Below are 14,737 nucleotides of genomic sequence, written 5' to 3' on the forward strand. Positions count from 1 at the left end.
GGCCCGGACGGGCGGCCGGTGGCGCGGACGCGGGTGACGCCGCTCAGGTGGCGTTGTGCAGGTCGGGGTCCGGGCCGGTGCGGGTGCCGTTGTCCAGCTCGCGGATGACCGTCATGTCGTCCAGGGCCAGCTCGAAGTCGAAGACGTCGATGTTCTCCTTGATCCGGTAGGGCGTGACGGACTTCGGGATCACGACGCTGCCGAGCTGGACGTGCCAGCGCAGCACGATCTGGGCCGCGGTCTTGCCGTACTTCTCGGCGAGGGCGGTGAGGTCGGGTTCGCGCAGCAGCGTGCCCCTGGCGAGCGGCGACCACGCCTCGGTGACGATGCGGTGGGTGACGTGCACCTTGCGCATCTCCTCCTGCTGCAACAACGGGTGCAGCTCGATCTGGTTCACCGCCGGGGTGGTCGGGAACTCGTCGAACAGGCGTTGCAGGTGCGGCGTGTGGAAGTTGGAGACGCCGATGGCGCGCACACGGCCGTCGGCGTAGAGCTGTTCCAACGCGCGCCACGACTCGGCGTAGAGGTCGCGCGCCGGGGTCGGCCAGTGGATGAGGTAGAGGTCCAGCACGTCACGGCGGAGCTTGCGCATGCTCTCGTCGAACGCGCGCAGCGTCGAGTCGTAGCCCTGGTCGGCGTTGCGGAGCTTGGTCGTGATGAACAGGTCTGGGATGCCGGCGGTCGCGTCGCCGACCCCGGACTCGTTGCGGTAGGCGGCCGCCGTGTCGATGCTGCGGTAGCCGGCCTCGAGCGCGGTCGTGACCGCACCGGCCACCTGGTCCTCCGGCACCTGGAAGACGCCGAAGCCGAGTTGGGGGATCCGTACTCCGTTGTTCAACGAGATCAGCGGAACCATGTGGGTAGCTTCGCACCGTTGTAGACGTCCCGCACCGCCTTCACGATGTCGATCAGCTCGGCCCGCAGTTCCGCGGGCTCCAGCACCTCGACGTCCGCGCCGAACTTCAGCAGGTCGGCGACGGCGTGACGGGTCGACTCGGTCGGGAAACCGAACTCCTCGCCCGGCTCCGGCGCGAGCTCCCGGATGACGCGCGCCTGGTGGCCGCTGAGCAGGTACCGGGTCTTGGCGAGGCCGGACCGGGTCATGCGGACCGTGACGCGCTCGCCGTACATGCGGGCCTCGAACTGCTCGGACCACTCCTCCCAGTACCGCGCGAGGTCGAAGTCCGCGGGGCGGTCGAACGCGGCCGCGGTCGGCTGGAGGTCGAGCACCCGCGACACCCGGTAGGTGCGGCCGCTGCCGACGAAGTACCAGGTGCCCGCCTTGAGGACCAGACCGTACGGGTCGACCTCGCGCTCGACGACCTCGTCGCCCCACCGCCGGTAGGTCATCCGCACGCTGCGCTGCTCCCAGACGGCGTCGGCGATCGTGGCGAGGTGCTCGGTGGGTTCGTCGCCGCGGAACCACGACGGCGTGTCGAGGTGGAAGCGCTGCCGGATCCGCTCGGCCTTGTCGCGCAGCTCGGTCGGGAGCGCGGCGAGGAGCTTGAGCTGCGCGGCGGCGGCGAACTCCGCGAGGCCCAGATCGGCGGCGGGACCGGGCAGGCCCGCGAGGAACAGCGACTGGGCCTCGCCGGAGGTCAGCCCGGTCAGCCGGGTGCGGTAGCCGTCGACGAGCCGGTAGCCCCCGGCCGGGCCGCGGTCGCCGTAGACGGGGATGCCGGCGGCGCTCAGCGAGTCGATGTCGCGATAGATCGTCCGCGGCGACACCTCCAGCTCGGCCGCCAGCTCGTCGGCCGTCATCCGGCCCCTCGACTGGAGGAGGAGCAGCACCTGCATGAGCCGGCTGGACTTCATCCGCCCAACCTGACACGAACTGTCAGGAACATGCCAGTGCTGGCGATCCCAGCCTGGAGGCCGGCACCTGGTCACACGAAGAACCCGTCCCTTGGCCTGGGAGGCCGAGACAGGACTCCGCGAAGTGTCAGCAGGGAAGCAGTTCGGAGGGGCGCACGGTCGTCGCCGCCTCGTCATCTCGGATCGCCTGGATCATCTGCTCCCAGCCCGGCGTCGCTCCACCGGCCGCGTGCAGCGCGGAACGAACGAGCACGTGCGCTTTGCGCAGAGCATCTGAGGAGTCTTCGGCGTCGAGGTGCAGGCAGAACTCGACAGTGCCGTTCGTCAGGTTGGCGCCGATGTCCGCGTCCTCGATGCCTGGTTCACTTTGCAGCGCGTCCATCACGGCGTCCAGGTGGTTTTCCAGGTCCATGGCGACAGCCGAGGATGCACACGTCACCTCGACGTAGTACGAGCGTGCCATCAAGCGTCCTCCCTCCAGCATCCGGATCTCTTCAGCCATCCTCGCAGGTTCCGCGTGTAATTCGAGTTGGATGGGGTTAACTTCACCGTCTTGAAGCATGCCGCGTGAGGTAGTCCGCACCAAGCCTTGTAGTACTTCTTCCACTTCTCCACCCGCCAGCCTTGCCTCTCAAGACTGCGGAGCAACTTCTCCAGGTCAGGATCCGGATGTTTCGGCCGCGGCACGAGGCTCCAATCGAGTGACCAGGCCTCATGCTCGATGACAGATCGCCCAGGCCGCCCAGCTCGTTACCACGGTGGGCAGCATGTCACCTCTGCCGTTGAGACCGGTACAGACCGCATCGGTCGCCACCGGACAGCCGCTTGAACGTTTTCACCCAAAAGAGCGCAAAATTACTTCTCAAGCCATCCATCGCATAACGCAGAGAACTCTCGATCATTCTGATAAAACCGCTGGCACACGGCTATGTGGTGATCGCAACCCGATCAGGTTCGAGCGTCGCTACCGTTCGATTCCATTCCATCAGGCGTTCACGTTCACGACGGCGGACCCCCCACGGGGCGCGGCAGCCTGACCAACTCGTGGAGTGAACCTGACACGAACTGTCAGGAATTACCAGCAGAGTGGGTCCCATGAAGGCAACAGGAACCATCGCCGTGAAGAGCTGGGACGAGAAGACGTGGGACGGCCGCCCCTACCAGGAGGTCGAGGGCCGCAAGCTGACCGAGGCGCACGTCCAGTTCTCCTACTCGGGTGACGTCACCGGGGTCGGCAGCTGCCGGTACCTCATGTACTACGCCGACGACGTGGCGTGGACGACCGCGCTGGAGGAGGTCGTCACCGACGAGGGCACGCTGGTGCTGCGGCACGTCGGCGCCTACCGGGCCGCCGTGGAGGGCACGATCGAGGTCGTCGACGGCACCGGCCGCTACCTCGGCGCGAAAGGTGCGGTGACGGTCGGCTGGGCGGAGGATGGCAGCGGCACCTACACCCTGGAGTACGAGGTCTGAGCCCATGACCAACGCCCCCGTCTACGACGCGGCCCGGCAGCGGATCACCGCGCTGGTCGCCGGCGCCGACCCGCAGACGCCCGTGGCGGCGACGCCCGGCTGGTCGGTCAAGGACGTGGTGGCGCACCTCGCCGGCGGTCTGCGCGACTTCGTGGACCGCCGGTTCGACGGTGTCGAGTCCGGCGAGTGGGGCGAACGGCAGGTGCGCGACCGCCGCGACAACTCCCTCGGCGACGCCTTCGCCGAGTGGGACGCGAACCGCGTGCTCGCCGAGCCGTTGTTCGACACGCCGATGGGGCCGGTCCTGGTGTCGGAGGTGATCGCGCACGAGCACGACCTGCGCGCGGCGCTGGGCGTTCCCGGCGGGCGCGACGGCGCCGCGGTGCGGGCGGCGCTGACCAGGCCGTTGCAGCAGCTCGACCAGCGGATGCGGGACAACGGCGTGCTGGCGCTGCGGGTCGTGCTGGAGCACGGCGAACGGGTGCTCGGGCACGGCGAGCCCGCGGGGGCGGTGCGGACGTCGTCGTTCGAGCTGCTGCGGGCGATCGGCGGGCGGCGGTCGGTGGACCAGATCAGGGCGCTCGACTGGGACGGCGACCCGGACGTGTGGCTCTCCTCGCTGGCCCTGTTCGGGCGGCACCGGCCGGAGCCCTTCGACGAATGATCTCCGTGCAGTAGGTTCCCCCGGCGTGACCGACTGGCTGACAGACACGCGGAACTCCTACGACACGGTGGCGGTCAGCTACGCCGACCGGACGCGGACCCTGCTGGACGGCCTGCCGCACCTGCGGGCGGCGCTGCGGTTGTTCGCCGAGGAGGTCAGCGGACCGGTCGCGGACGTCGGCTGCGGTCCCGGCGACGTCACGGCCCGCCTGCACGGGCTCGGGGTCGACGCGTTCGGGATCGACCTCTCCCCCGCGATGGTCGCGCTGGCCCGCGCGACCCACCCGGGACTGCGGTTCGAGGTGGGGTCGATGACCGAGCCGTTGCACGACTCCGTGGGCGGGATCCTGTCGTGGTGGTCGCTGATCCACGTGCCGGACGACGAGGTACCCGCCGTGTTCGGGCACTTCCGGGACGCGTTGCGGCCCGGCGGGGTGCTGCAGCTCGGCTTCCACGTCGGCGACCGCACGAACCTCAAGACCCAGGGCTATGGCGGACATCCGATGAAGGTGCACGTCCACCTGCGACCGCCGGAGCGCGTGGCGCGGTGGCTGCGCGAGGCCGGGTTCGTCGTCGAGGCGCGGTGGCTGCTCGGCGAGGACGGCGACGGCGCGGTCCTGTTCGCGCGGCGCGGGTGAGACCATCTGCCGGTGTCAGAGGAACAGGTCTGTCAGCGGTGCGGTGAGACGGTCGAGCTGGAGACCGAGGACTTCGAGCTGTTCGAGCGGATGCACCCCGACTGCTTCCACCTCGCGTTCGAGCACGACGTGACCAAGCCGGGCATCGGCGCCGACGAGAACTGCGGTGACGAGGCCTGCCCCGTCGCGAGATGAGAGAAGGGGCGCACCCCCGAGTGCGCCCCTTCTCCCCCGTGCCGGATCAGCTGCTGTACGCCTCGAGCGGCGGGCAGGAGCAGACCAGGTTGCGGTCGCCCTTCGCGCCGTCGATGCGGCGGACCGGCGGCCAGATCTTCGGAGCACCGGTACCGGCCGGGTACACGGCCTCCTCGCGGGTGTACGGGTGGTTCCACTCGCCCACGGTCACGCTGGCCGCGGTGTGCGGGGCGTTGCGCAGCGGGTTGTCCTCCACCGGCCACTCGCCGGCGCCGACGCGGTCGATCTCGCGCCGGATGGCGATCATGGCGTCGATGAACCTGTCGATCTCGGCTAGGTCCTCGGACTCGGTCGGCTCGACCATCAGCGTGCCGGCGACCGGGAACGACATCGTCGGGGCGTGCAGGCCGTAGTCCGCGAGGCGCTTCGCCACGTCGTCCACCGTCACGCCGGTGGCCTTGGTGAGCGGGCGCAGGTCGAGGATGCACTCGTGGGCGACGAAGCCGCCCTCGCCGGTGTAGAGGACCGGGTAGTGCTCGTCCAGGCGGCGGGCCACGTAGTTCGCGGCGGCCACGGCGGTGAGGGTCGCGCGGCGCAGGCCGTCGCCGCCCATCATGCGCACGTACGCCCACGAGATCGGCAGGATCGACGCGGACCCCCACGGGGCGCCCGAGATCGGGCCGACGCCGGTGGCCGGTCCCGCCGTCGGCTGCAGCGGGTGGTTGGGCAGGAACGGGGCGAGGTGGGACTTCACGCCGATCGGGCCGACGCCGGGACCACCGCCGCCGTGCGGGATGCAGAACGTCTTGTGCAGGTTCAGGTGCGAGACGTCCGCGCCGAACTTGCCGTAGCGGGCCAGGCCGATCAGCGCGTTGAGGTTCGCGCCGTCGACGTACACCTGGCCGCCCGCGTCGTGGACCAGGCCGCAGACCTCGCGGACGGTGTCCTCGTACACGCCGTGGGTCGACGGGTAGGTGATCATGATCGCGGCCAGGTCGTCGGCGTGCTCCGCGACCGTGGTGCGCAGGTGGCCCATGTCGATGTTGCCCTTGTCGTCGCACTTCACGACGACGACGCGCATGCCGGCCATGACGGCGGACGCGGCGTTGGTGCCGTGGGCGGACGACGGGATCAGGCAGACGTCGCGGTCGGCGTTGCCGTTGGCGCGGTGGTAGGCGCGGATCGCCAGCAGACCGGCGAACTCACCCTGCGAGCCGGCGTTGGGCTGCAGCGACACGGCGTCGTAGCCGGTGACCTCGGCGAGCCAGGCCTCCAGGTCCGACACGATCCTCAGCAGACCGGCGGCGTCCTCGACGGGCGCGAACGGGTGCAGGCCGGAGAACTCCGGCCACGTCACGGGCTCCATCTCCGCGGTGGCGTTCAGCTTCATCGTGCAGGAGCCGAGCGGGATCATGCTGCGGTCGAGCGCGACGTCCTTGTCGGACAGCGCGCGCAGGTAGCGCAGCAGCGCCGTCTCGGAGCGGTGCGCGTGGAAGACCGGGTGGGTCAGGTAATCGGAGGTGCGGCGCAGGTCGGCCGGGATGCCGTCGGCGGTGTCCGCGTCGATCGCGTCCACGTCGGCACCGGTGACGCCGAAGGCCTCCCAGACGGCGACGAGGTGCGCGCGGGTGGTCTTCTCGTCGCAGGCGATCGCCACGACGTCGTCGTCGACCTTGCGGAGGTTGATGCCGGCCGCGCGGGCCTTCTCGACGACCGCGGCGGCCTCGCCGGGAACGCGGACCTCGACGGTGTCGAAGAACTCGCCGTGCACGACGTCCAGGTTCGCCTCGCACAGACCCGTGGCGAGCACGGTGGCCATGCGGTGCACGCGGGTCGCGATGGCGCGCAGACCCTCGGGGCCGTGGTAGACGGCGTACATGGACGCGATCACGGCCAGCAGCACCTGCGCGGTGCAGATGTTCGACGTGGCCTTCTCGCGGCGGATGTGCTGCTCGCGCGTCTGGAGCGCGAGGCGGTAGGCCAGCGAGCCGTCCGAGTCGACGGAGACGCCGACGAGACGGCCGGGCAGCTGGCGCTCCAGACCGGACCGGACGGCCATGTAGCCGGCGTGCGGGCCGCCGAAGCCGATCGGGACGCCGAAGCGCTGCGTGGTGCCGACGACGACGTCCGCGCCGATCTCGCCCGGCGCGCGCAGCAGCGTCAGCGCCAGCAGGTCGGCGACGACCACGGCCTGCGCACCGGCGGCGTGGATCTCCTCGATGAGCGCCTTCTGGTCGCGCACCACACCGGACGCGCCGGGGTAGGACAGCAGCACGCCGAAGAAGTCACCGCCGAGGCCCAGGCCCTCGATGCCCTGCGACAGGTCGGCGACGACGATCTCGATGCCGAGCGGCTCGGCGCGCGTCTCGATGACGGCGAGCGTCTGCGGCAGCGTGTCGGCGTCGATGACGAACTTGTCCGACTTGGACTTGCCGGCGCGGCGCACCAGCGTCATGGCCTCGGCGGCGGCGGTCGACTCGTCCAGCATGGACGCGTTCGCGACCGGTAGGCCCGTCAGGTCGCCGACCATCGTCTGGAAGTTCAGCAGCGCCTCGAGGCGGCCCTGCGAGATCTCCGGCTGGTACGGCGTGTAGGCGGTGTACCAGGCGGGCGACTCGAGGACGTTGCGCAGGATCACGCCCGGCGTCACGGTGTCGTAGTAGCCCAGACCGATCATCTGCGTCATCGGCCGGTTCTGCGCCGCGAGGGCGCGCAGCTCCGCCAGCGCCTCGGTCTCGGTGGCCGGGGCGGGCAGGTCCAGCACGAGGTCGCGCTCGTGGATCGACGGGGGAACCGCGTGCTGCGCCAGCTCCTCCAGCGACCCGACACCGATGACGTCGAGGATGCGCGCGAGCTCGGCGGGGCGCGGACCGACGTGGCGGTCGGCGAACGGGGTGCCGTGCTCGAGAGCGGCGAGCGGGATGCGGTCCTGCGTCATCAAACGCCTCCGGGGGCCTGAGGGCACACGTGTCCTGGTGCCCTCCCCGCTCTGTCCGTACCCTTCAAGGGCGCCTGAGAGGTTCACCCGTCGCGAGAACGGGCTTTCACCGTCGGCGGGACCCCGGTGCGGGGGTCCACTTTCCAGAGGCGTCTCGCTCGGGCGGTCCTGGGTGCCTGAGAGGTTCCCGGGGAGGGACTTGCTCCTTCGGCGCCGGGTTCGAGACCCGGACTCTCCCGCCTGAGTTCAGCGACTACCCGTGAAGGATACCCGCAGGCAGCCCCGCCAGTCCCCACGGACGCGACCTACGTCTCAGCGCCGAGACCGCTCAGGGCCTCCGCGACCGGGTCCTCCGGGTCGTCGCGCAGCGCCACGAGCAGGTGCCGGGTGCCCACGACGTCGTCCCCGCGCCGTGCCGCGACGAGCTTCGCCCGCTCCACCGCGCGGTCCACGGACCCGCCGGCGGGCAGTGCCTTCTCGTCCACGCCCGCCTCGCGCAGGGCCCGCGCGCCACCCGACTCCAGTTCCGGCCGGAGCCTGCGGCCCGCGGCGGTCAGCTGGTGGTCGAGCGTCAGCACGGCGGCCACCAGGTCGCGGGACGAGACGGGCCGCTTCCCGGCGACGGCGAGCCGTTCGGCCTCGGTGCGCACCGCGGTGAGCACCGGCCCGCCCAGTCCCTGGCCGCGCACGACGAGCTTCGTCAGCCAGCGCACGTACCCGCCGCCGGACTCGCCCTCCAGCGCGCCCGCCTTGCGCAGCAGCCACACCGCGGGCGCCTCCTCCGGCTCCGCCGCCTTCCGCACGGCCGCGGCCACCGCCTCGACGTCGACGCGCCGCACGACCAGCAGGTCCGCGACGCGGCCGAAGTCCAGCGCCAGCAACGCGAGCGACAGGTGGGTCGTGGTCAGCACGCCGTCGCCGGCCCGGCCGAGCGCCGCGCGGAGACAGGCGTCCAGCGCGCTGCTGGCGGGCAACTCGGTCTCGACGCGTGCGTGGTGGTGGGCGGCGCGCAGCAACGCCGTGACATCCGGTCCCGACTCGGCGGGACCGCCGTCGCCACCGGCCCAGTGCCCGGTCCCCCGTGCCATCGCCTGCGCCCGCAGCGACCGGACGTCCAGCTTGCGGCCGGGACCGATCGTGTCGGTGAGCGCGATCAGCAGGTTCTCGGTGCCGACGAAGCCGAACTCCAGCCGGAACGCCCGCTGCACGGCCGCGGCCAGCACTTTCACGACCTGCGGGGAAGGAGTGGGGGTCATGCCGGCAACGCTAGGCAGCGGCGGGGGTGGTGCGCCTCTGCCGACCGGCCACCCGGGACGGCCGGTCGGCCACGGAGATCGGGCCGGTCAGCGGGCAACCGGTCCGGGGAAGGTCAGCCCGTCGCGCGTTCGCGACGGCGGCGGGTCAGCTCGTCCTCGGTCAGCGGCGCGATCTCGACGCCGTCCGCGCGCTCGGCCGGGAACTCGTGGATGGTCCCGCTGATCTCGCGCATCGCACCGCTCACCGCGATGCCGAACACGCCCTGGCCGCCCTGCAGCAGGTCGACGACCTCTTCCGGCGACGTGCACTCGTAGACGGTCGTGCCGTCGGAGAAGAGCGTGATCTTCGCCAGGTCCTGGACGCCGCGGCGGCGCAGGTGGTCGACGGCGACCCTGATGTTCTGCAGCGAGACCCCGGTGTCCAGCAGCCGCTTCACGACTTTCAGGACCAGGATGTCCTTGAACGAGTACAGCCGCTGGCTGCCCGAGCCGTGCGCCATCCGCACCGTCGGGGCGACGAGCCCGGTCCTGGCCCAGTAGTCGAGCTGCCGGTAGGTGATGCCCGCGACCTGACACGCGGCGGGACCCCGGTACCCGACTAGCTCGTCCGGCAGCGAGGAGTCCGGGAACAGCTCGCCCTGCTGCCCGGATCCGGCCCTCAAGGGCGCTTCCTCGACCACGCCTGCCTCCCCTCGAGAACGGCCACGAAACTCGATGGCCGTCAAGCCGCCGCGTCAGCTCTCGCGAACCGGCGACGTCCACTCGAGTTCGACGGTAGGACCGCTCCGAGGGCAGGTCAACGCGACGCGCGGGGAGGATCGACCCTCAACCTCAAGTAGAGAGTCACGGCGTCACCCGAAGTAGGACGTTCAGGTGACGTTTAGTGATCGTTTAGCCGTCCGATTGTGCGGAAAGTAGCCCGATGGGGCGACACGCCGACGGAGGACGACGGCGTCGAGCGAGACGAAGAGCGACAGGCACCACAACCCGGATGCCTGCGCCCGGCCGTGCTCCTACGTGTCCGCTCCCCTGAAGTCCTCGGGCGAAACCGAGTCGAGGAACTCGCGGAACTTCTCCACCTCGTCCTCCTGCTCGTCCGGGATGATCAGGCCCGCCTCGGCGAGCACCGACTCCTCGGCGTGGATCGGCACTCCCACGCGCAGCGCCAGCGCCACGGAGTCCGAGGGCCGTGCGGACACCCGCACGTCGCCGTCGAACACGAGCTCGGCGAAGAACGTGCCCTCCTGGAGATCGGTGATCCGCACCTGCTCGAGGTTGCGGCCCAGCGCTCCGATGACGTCCTTGAGGAGGTCGTGCGTCAGCGGCCTGGCCGGCCGGACGCCCTGCTGCTCGAGTGCGATGGCCGTGGCCTCGACGCTGCCGATCCAGATCGGCAGGTACCGCTCACCCTCGGTTTCCCGGAGCAGGAGGATCGGCTGGTTCTGGGGCAGCTCCACCCGGACGCCCACGACGCGCATCTCACTCATCGGGTCTCGCCTCCCTCTGACTCGTTGGGGAGTACCCGGCTCACTCCGAGCATCCCCCGGCGTATGCGTTCGACGCTACCCGCCAAGCGGGCCGTGTGCTCAATCGTTGCGGGTTGAACGTGATCAAGACGATTGACGCAGACCCGCTCTCACCAACAACGCGTGCAACGAGGTGAAGAGGTCAGCCAATTCCCGGACCGTCTCGGGATCCGAGAACGACTTCAGCGCGACGACCTCGTGGTCCGCTGCAGCGCGGACCGCGCGCAGGTGCTCGCGCTCGACGCCGAGCCCGGTCATCGTCCGGATCGTGCGGAGCGCGGTGATGTCGTCGGTGGTGAACCGGCCACCGGGGCCGGGGCGCAGCAGACCGTCGCGTTCCAGCTGCGTCAGCTGGTCGGCGCTCATCCCGGTCCTCGCCAGCAGGTCCGCGCGCGACACGGAGCCCGAGTCCACCGGGGCGGAGTCGAGCTGGTCGCGGATGACCTTGAGCGGCAGGTACCTGTCGCGCTGCGCGGACAGCACGAACCGCAGCCTCTCGACGTCCGCCGGGCTGAACTGGCGGTAGCCGGAGGCGGTGCGTGCCGGGCGGACCAGCCCCTCCGCTTCCAGGAAGCGGATCTTGGAGATGGTCACGTCGGGGAACTCGGGGCGAAGCCGTTCGAGCACCGCCCCGATGCTCAGCACCCCGCGCTGTGGCCGCCCGGCCGTCACGCGTCAGGCTCCCGCGGAGCCAGGACCCGTCAGGAAGACGAGGCGGAACTTGCCGATCTGGACCTCGTCGCCGTTCGCGAGGACGGCCTGGTCGACCGGCTCGCGGTTGACGTAGGTGCCGTTGAGGCTGCCGACGTCGATGACGACGAACTCGCCGCTCTCCCGGCGGAACTCGGCGTGCCGGCGCGAGACCGTCACGTCGTCCAGGAAGATGTCGCTGTCGGGGTGGCGCCCTGCGCTCGTCGTGTCGCGGTCCAGCAGGAACCGGGATCCGGCGTTCGGGCCGCGCTTCACCACGAGCAGCGCGGAACCGGCGGGAAGGGCGTCAACACCGGCAACGGCCGGCTCCTGGGCGGGTGCCTCGGCGCCGCCCTCCATCTCCTGGAGGAAGTCCGCCCGGAAGACGGAGGTCCGCTCCGGGGACTGCTCCGGCGGAACGCCTGGGCCGTCGTTCGTGCTCACCTGAGCTCTCCTCCTGCTGCTGGATCCGTCACTTCCGGTAAAACTTATCGCGTCCGAGTCGCCACCCTCAGCGCGGCTCCCCTTCCGGCCGAAGATCCGGCGAAAGATCGACGTCACTCCTTCTCCACCAACGCCTTGTACCCGTCGGCGTCCAGCAGGCCCTCCAGCGCGTCGGAGTCGCTCACGCGGAGCTCGACCATCCAGCCCTCGCCGTAGGGGTCGGTGTTCACCGAGTCCGGTGCCTGCACCAACGCGTCGTTGATGGCGACGACCTCGCCGTCGAGCGGGGAGTAGAGGTCGGAAACGCTCTTGGTGGACTCGACCTCCCCGAACGTGTCGCCCGCGGAGACGGTGTGGCCCACCTCGGGCAGTTGGACGAAGACGACGTCACCGAGCTGTTCCTGGGCGTAGTCGGTGATGCCGACGCGCACGGTGTTCTCGCCTGTGCTGGCGACCCACTCGTGCTCCTCGGTGTAACGAAGCTCCTCGGGAATCAACTGACTGCGCTCCTCGTGCTCAACCTGTATGGGGTGATCTTTTCACGCGACCGTGCGAGGTGTGACCCGCAGGGCCAGGAAGAACTGGTAGACGTACAGCAGCGCCGACCACAGGTAGAGCGCTCCGCCCCAGGCCGTGAACGCGTAGGCGAACGGCAGGGCGACCTGAGCCCAGCCGGAGTCGCCCTGCGCGAGCAGCAGCAGGGGGAACGCGTAGAGCAGGTTGAAGGTCGCGGCCTTGCCCAGGTAGGTGACCTCGAACGTGCCCCAGCCCCGCTGCCGCAGGACCAGCAGGCACAGGCCGACGACGACCTCGCGGCCGACCAGCACGAGGGCGACCCAGAGCGGGACGATGTCCCTGATCACGAACGCCAGCAGCGTGCAGAACACGTAGAGCCGGTCGGCGGCGGGGTCGAGCAGCGCGCCGAGGTTGCTCATCTGGTCGAGCCACCGGGCGAGCTTGCCGTCCAGCCAGTCGGACAGCCCCGCGAAGACGAGGACGAGCAGCGCCCAGCCGTCCGCGCGGGGTCCGAGCAGCAGGTACAGGAAGAGCGGAACACCGGCCAGCCGCAGCACGCTGAGCAGGTTCGGAATCGTCAGCAGGCGATCAGCCGGATCACGCACACCCGCACTCTAAACGAGTGACTGCGCACGGGCTGCCGGATGGCGTCACGGCACGCGGTGCGTCTGGTCGCGGGGGCGGCGCGGAGGCGTTCGTCTTTCGGGTGGATCAGGCTGTGCGGGTGAACGTCCAGCCGCGGCGCTGCATCTCGGCGCCGGTGATGGCGTGCGGGCGGCCGCGGTCGTCGCGCCCCACCCAGCGGGCGCGGAAACCCTCGAGCACGTAGGCGTGACCCCTGCTCCACACGACGCTGCACGGCGTGGTGGGCAGCTGCGCGGTCTGCAGTGGCTGGGGTTCCATGACGGTGGTCATCTCGGTCCTTCCGTGACACCAGGGATGTCGTGAACCGGGGCTCCGGCGTTATCCCTGTGAACGAATTCTGGCCGACTGTGGTTCAGAACACGTGTCCTGTTTGGGTCCTTAGCGTTAACTGGACCAATCGGCGCGCCGAGCTGTTCGGGCCCGAAGCGCGGGAGAAGATCGTGTGATTGCCTGTGCAACCGTTCGTCGTGCGACGACGACCGCACGGCGTCCACTCGGGATCGGCCGGGCTTAACCTCGTCGCGTGAACCAGGTGAAATTCGGACCAGAGCTCCTGTCCCGGCTGCTGGACCACCTGTGCTCACAGCTGCCCGGCTGTGAGGGGGTGGGCCTGAGCACGTGGCCGGAGGGCGTCCTCGTGCAGGCCGTCGGGGTCGCCGCCGAGCTGGACCAAGCCCAGCTGGACAGCGGCGACGGGCCGCTCGTCGAGGCCTCCCGCGACGAACGGCAGGTGTCGGGGCGCGTCGGCGGCAAGGAAGTCCTGGCGGTGCCGGGCAGCTGGGGCGACAGCGGCCCCGTCGTCCTCACCGTCTACCTGGCGCACGCTCCCCGGCTGGAGGACCTCAAGGTCGTCGAGGAGGTCGAGCCGCTCGTCGCGACCGCGGCCGCCGTCCTCGAGTTCTGCGCCGGCGAGGTGCTGCGGGCCGACGAGATGGTGCGGATGGTGCAGCACCGCCGGTACATCGAGCAGGCGAAGGGCCTGGTCATGGGAGCGCGGGGCGGACCGCCCGGCGAGGCCTTCGAGCTGCTGGTGCGGGCGAGCCAGCGCGCCAACGTGAAGCTGCGGGACGTGGCCACGGCGCTGGTGCTGGTGGTCGGCGGGGAGCTGGAGGAAGGGCCCGGTGAGGCCGCCTCTCCCCCGCCTGTCGCCTTCGACACGGCGCGAAGACTTTGGGAGGCTCTGCACGTTTGAGCCAACCATTGTCCGGGTACTGGTGGCTCGACCTGTCCTGTCGAGCGGTTCCTCCCGTACGGTGGGGCCGCAGCGGTTGAGCCAGCAGCCGCACCGGGGCCGCTGCTGTGGCGGCTCCCTGTTTGTGAGAGGGAGTACATCAGTGACTGTGCAGGACCCGCGAGCGGAGCAGACGATCGAGCTGTCGGTTCGGCAGCCGGCGCCCGGTGTCACGGTGCTCGCCGTGTCCGGTGAGGTCGACATGGTGTCCGCGCCCACGTTGCGCGACGCTCTCGTGAACGGCCTCGGCGACGGCGGCACCTTCATCATCGACATGACCGGCGTGACGTTCCTCGGCTCCGCCGGACTGGCCGTGCTGGTCGAGGCCGCGCGCCTGGCCCAGAAGGCCGGGACGGCGCTCAAGGTCGTCGCGACCGCGCGTGCCGTGACGCGCCCGCTGGAGGCGACCGGACTCGGCGAGGTGCTCAGTGTGAGCGACTCCGTGGACTCCGCCCTGGGCGGCTGACACGACGACGGCGGACGGCACCGGGCTATCCCGTCCGGACCACGAGGCGGTTCCCCGCCGCTCTGAGGGCCTCGGCGACCTGGCGGAGGGCCGGCTCCAGCCCGCCCGTCTCCGCACCGATCCCGGTGAGGTCGACGGTCAACGGCACGGTGCCGCCCCGCGCGGCCGTGGTGAGGACCCGCCGCAACGACGGGCAGGCCTCCACGGGCACGTTCCCGCGCACCACCGCCACAACGCCGGA

At 70.5% G+C, this 14,737-nt stretch carries 18 protein-coding genes, 1 pseudogene and 1 riboswitch; of the genes and pseudogenes, 6 read left to right on the forward strand and 13 right to left on the reverse strand.

What is annotated here, in order from left to right:
• Positions 1–43: 43 nt before the first annotated feature.
• The 3 genes from VF330_RS39345 to VF330_RS39355 form a co-directional block, all read right to left on the reverse strand.
• Positions 44–856, reverse strand: coding sequence for an aldo/keto reductase (locus VF330_RS39345; protein WP_330856838.1), 813 nt, complete (start codon positions 854–856; stop codon positions 44–46).
• Positions 844–1,815: a YafY family protein gene (locus VF330_RS39350; protein WP_330856839.1), complete on the reverse strand. Its 972-nt coding sequence runs from the start codon at positions 1,813–1,815 to the stop codon at positions 844–846. The genes VF330_RS39345 and VF330_RS39350 overlap by 13 nt, the downstream gene beginning before the upstream one ends.
• Before the next feature lie 127 nt (positions 1,816–1,942).
• Positions 1,943–2,317, reverse strand: coding sequence for a hypothetical protein (locus tag VF330_RS39355; RefSeq protein ID WP_330856840.1), 375 nt, complete (start codon positions 2,315–2,317; stop codon positions 1,943–1,945).
• A 593-nt stretch (positions 2,318–2,910) separates the two neighbouring features.
• On the opposite strand from VF330_RS39355, the gene VF330_RS39360 reads away from it, so the two are divergent.
• Genes VF330_RS39360 through VF330_RS39375 form a run of 4 tightly spaced genes read left to right on the forward strand, consistent with a single transcriptional unit; the run spans position 2,911 to position 4,784 of the window.
• On the forward strand, positions 2,911–3,288 hold the full coding sequence (locus VF330_RS39360; protein WP_330856841.1) for a DUF3224 domain-containing protein: 378 nt from the start codon (positions 2,911–2,913) through the stop codon (positions 3,286–3,288).
• 4 nt (positions 3,289–3,292) lie between these two features.
• The gene (locus VF330_RS39365) at positions 3,293–3,952 is read left to right on the forward strand and encodes a maleylpyruvate isomerase family mycothiol-dependent enzyme (RefSeq protein WP_330856842.1); all 660 of its coding nucleotides are present in this window, start codon (positions 3,293–3,295) and stop codon (positions 3,950–3,952) included.
• Between the two features lie 25 nt (positions 3,953–3,977).
• Positions 3,978–4,589, forward strand: coding sequence for a class I SAM-dependent methyltransferase (locus VF330_RS39370; protein WP_330856843.1), 612 nt, complete (start codon positions 3,978–3,980; stop codon positions 4,587–4,589).
• Positions 4,590–4,601: 12 nt separating this feature from the next.
• On the forward strand, positions 4,602–4,784 hold the full coding sequence (locus VF330_RS39375) for a hypothetical protein (RefSeq protein ID WP_330856844.1): 183 nt from the start codon (positions 4,602–4,604) through the stop codon (positions 4,782–4,784).
• 46 nt (positions 4,785–4,830) lie between these two features.
• Here the strand turns inward: VF330_RS39375 and gcvP are convergent, their stop codons facing one another.
• The 9 genes from gcvP to VF330_RS39420 all read right to left on the reverse strand — a co-directional run bounded on the left by gcvP (position 4,831) and on the right by VF330_RS39420 (position 13,069).
• Complete coding sequence (gene gcvP / locus VF330_RS39380; protein ID WP_330856845.1) at positions 4,831–7,722, reverse strand: aminomethyl-transferring glycine dehydrogenase; 2,892 nt, start codon at positions 7,720–7,722, stop codon at positions 4,831–4,833.
• Between the two features lie 153 nt (positions 7,723–7,875).
• Positions 7,876–7,971: riboswitch (glycine riboswitch) on the reverse strand.
• Between the two features lie 56 nt (positions 7,972–8,027).
• The gene (locus tag VF330_RS39385; RefSeq protein WP_330856846.1) at positions 8,028–8,978 is read right to left on the reverse strand and encodes a Clp protease N-terminal domain-containing protein; all 951 of its coding nucleotides are present in this window, start codon (positions 8,976–8,978) and stop codon (positions 8,028–8,030) included.
• Between the two features lie 113 nt (positions 8,979–9,091).
• The gene (locus VF330_RS39390) at positions 9,092–9,658 is read right to left on the reverse strand and encodes a MerR family transcriptional regulator (protein ID WP_330856847.1); all 567 of its coding nucleotides are present in this window, start codon (positions 9,656–9,658) and stop codon (positions 9,092–9,094) included.
• 333 nt (positions 9,659–9,991) lie between these two features.
• Positions 9,992–10,465, reverse strand: a complete 474-nt coding sequence (locus VF330_RS39395) for a bifunctional nuclease family protein (RefSeq protein WP_030468959.1) — start codon at positions 10,463–10,465, stop codon at positions 9,992–9,994.
• A 123-nt stretch (positions 10,466–10,588) separates the two neighbouring features.
• Positions 10,589–11,176, reverse strand: a complete 588-nt coding sequence (locus VF330_RS39400; RefSeq protein ID WP_330856848.1) for a MerR family transcriptional regulator — start codon at positions 11,174–11,176, stop codon at positions 10,589–10,591.
• 3 nt (positions 11,177–11,179) lie between these two features.
• Entirely contained in the window at positions 11,180–11,638 is a 459-nt protein-coding gene (garA, locus tag VF330_RS39405; protein ID WP_030476302.1) for a glycogen accumulation regulator GarA, read from the reverse strand.
• Between the two features lie 113 nt (positions 11,639–11,751).
• The gene (gene gcvH / locus VF330_RS39410) at positions 11,752–12,135 is read right to left on the reverse strand and encodes a glycine cleavage system protein GcvH (protein ID WP_330856849.1); all 384 of its coding nucleotides are present in this window, start codon (positions 12,133–12,135) and stop codon (positions 11,752–11,754) included.
• A gap of 42 nt (positions 12,136–12,177) precedes the next feature.
• Positions 12,178–12,759 (reverse strand): CDP-alcohol phosphatidyltransferase family protein, encoded by a 582-nt coding sequence (locus VF330_RS39415; RefSeq protein WP_330856850.1) that lies wholly within the window; start codon positions 12,757–12,759, stop codon positions 12,178–12,180.
• A gap of 106 nt (positions 12,760–12,865) precedes the next feature.
• A complete protein-coding gene (locus tag VF330_RS39420; RefSeq protein WP_330856851.1) occupies positions 12,866–13,069 on the reverse strand; it encodes a hypothetical protein in 204 nt (67 codons plus the stop codon).
• Between the two features lie 253 nt (positions 13,070–13,322).
• On the opposite strand from VF330_RS39420, the gene VF330_RS39425 reads away from it, so the two are divergent.
• Positions 13,323–13,991, forward strand: coding sequence for an ANTAR domain-containing protein (locus tag VF330_RS39425; protein ID WP_330856852.1), 669 nt, complete (start codon positions 13,323–13,325; stop codon positions 13,989–13,991).
• 142 nt (positions 13,992–14,133) lie between these two features.
• The gene (locus tag VF330_RS39430; protein ID WP_330856853.1) at positions 14,134–14,496 is read left to right on the forward strand and encodes an STAS domain-containing protein; all 363 of its coding nucleotides are present in this window, start codon (positions 14,134–14,136) and stop codon (positions 14,494–14,496) included.
• Between the two features lie 25 nt (positions 14,497–14,521).
• On the opposite strand, the pseudogene VF330_RS39435 reads toward VF330_RS39430, so the two are convergent.
• A pseudogene (locus VF330_RS39435) lies at positions 14,522–14,737 on the reverse strand (ATP-binding protein); the annotation flags it as partial.

This window comes from Lentzea sp. (assembly GCF_036380075.1).
Lineage (GTDB): Bacteria > Actinomycetota > Actinomycetes > Mycobacteriales > Pseudonocardiaceae > Lentzea.

What these genes read in the sequence shown, in the direction of transcription:
- VF330_RS39385 (WP_330856846.1), bottom strand. Translation starts at nt 8,978, where the DNA reads ATGACCCCCACTCCTTCCCCGCAGGTCGTGAAAGTGCTGGCCGCGGCC.
- VF330_RS39345 (WP_330856838.1), bottom strand. Translation starts at nt 856, where the DNA reads ATGGTTCCGCTGATCTCGTTGAACAACGGAGTACGGATCCCCCAACTC.
- VF330_RS39395 (WP_030468959.1), bottom strand. Translation starts at nt 10,465, where the DNA reads ATGAGTGAGATGCGCGTCGTGGGCGTCCGGGTGGAGCTGCCCCAGAAC.
- VF330_RS39360 (WP_330856841.1), top strand. Translation starts at nt 2,911, where the DNA reads ATGAAGGCAACAGGAACCATCGCCGTGAAGAGCTGGGACGAGAAGACG.
- gcvP (WP_330856845.1), bottom strand. Translation starts at nt 7,722, where the DNA reads ATGACGCAGGACCGCATCCCGCTCGCCGCTCTCGAGCACGGCACCCCG.
- VF330_RS39365 (WP_330856842.1), top strand. Translation starts at nt 3,293, where the DNA reads ATGACCAACGCCCCCGTCTACGACGCGGCCCGGCAGCGGATCACCGCG.
- VF330_RS39420 (WP_330856851.1), bottom strand. Translation starts at nt 13,069, where the DNA reads ATGACCACCGTCATGGAACCCCAGCCACTGCAGACCGCGCAGCTGCCC.
- VF330_RS39350 (WP_330856839.1), bottom strand. Translation starts at nt 1,815, where the DNA reads ATGAAGTCCAGCCGGCTCATGCAGGTGCTGCTCCTCCTCCAGTCGAGG.
- VF330_RS39355 (WP_330856840.1), bottom strand. Translation starts at nt 2,317, where the DNA reads ATGGCTGAAGAGATCCGGATGCTGGAGGGAGGACGCTTGATGGCACGC.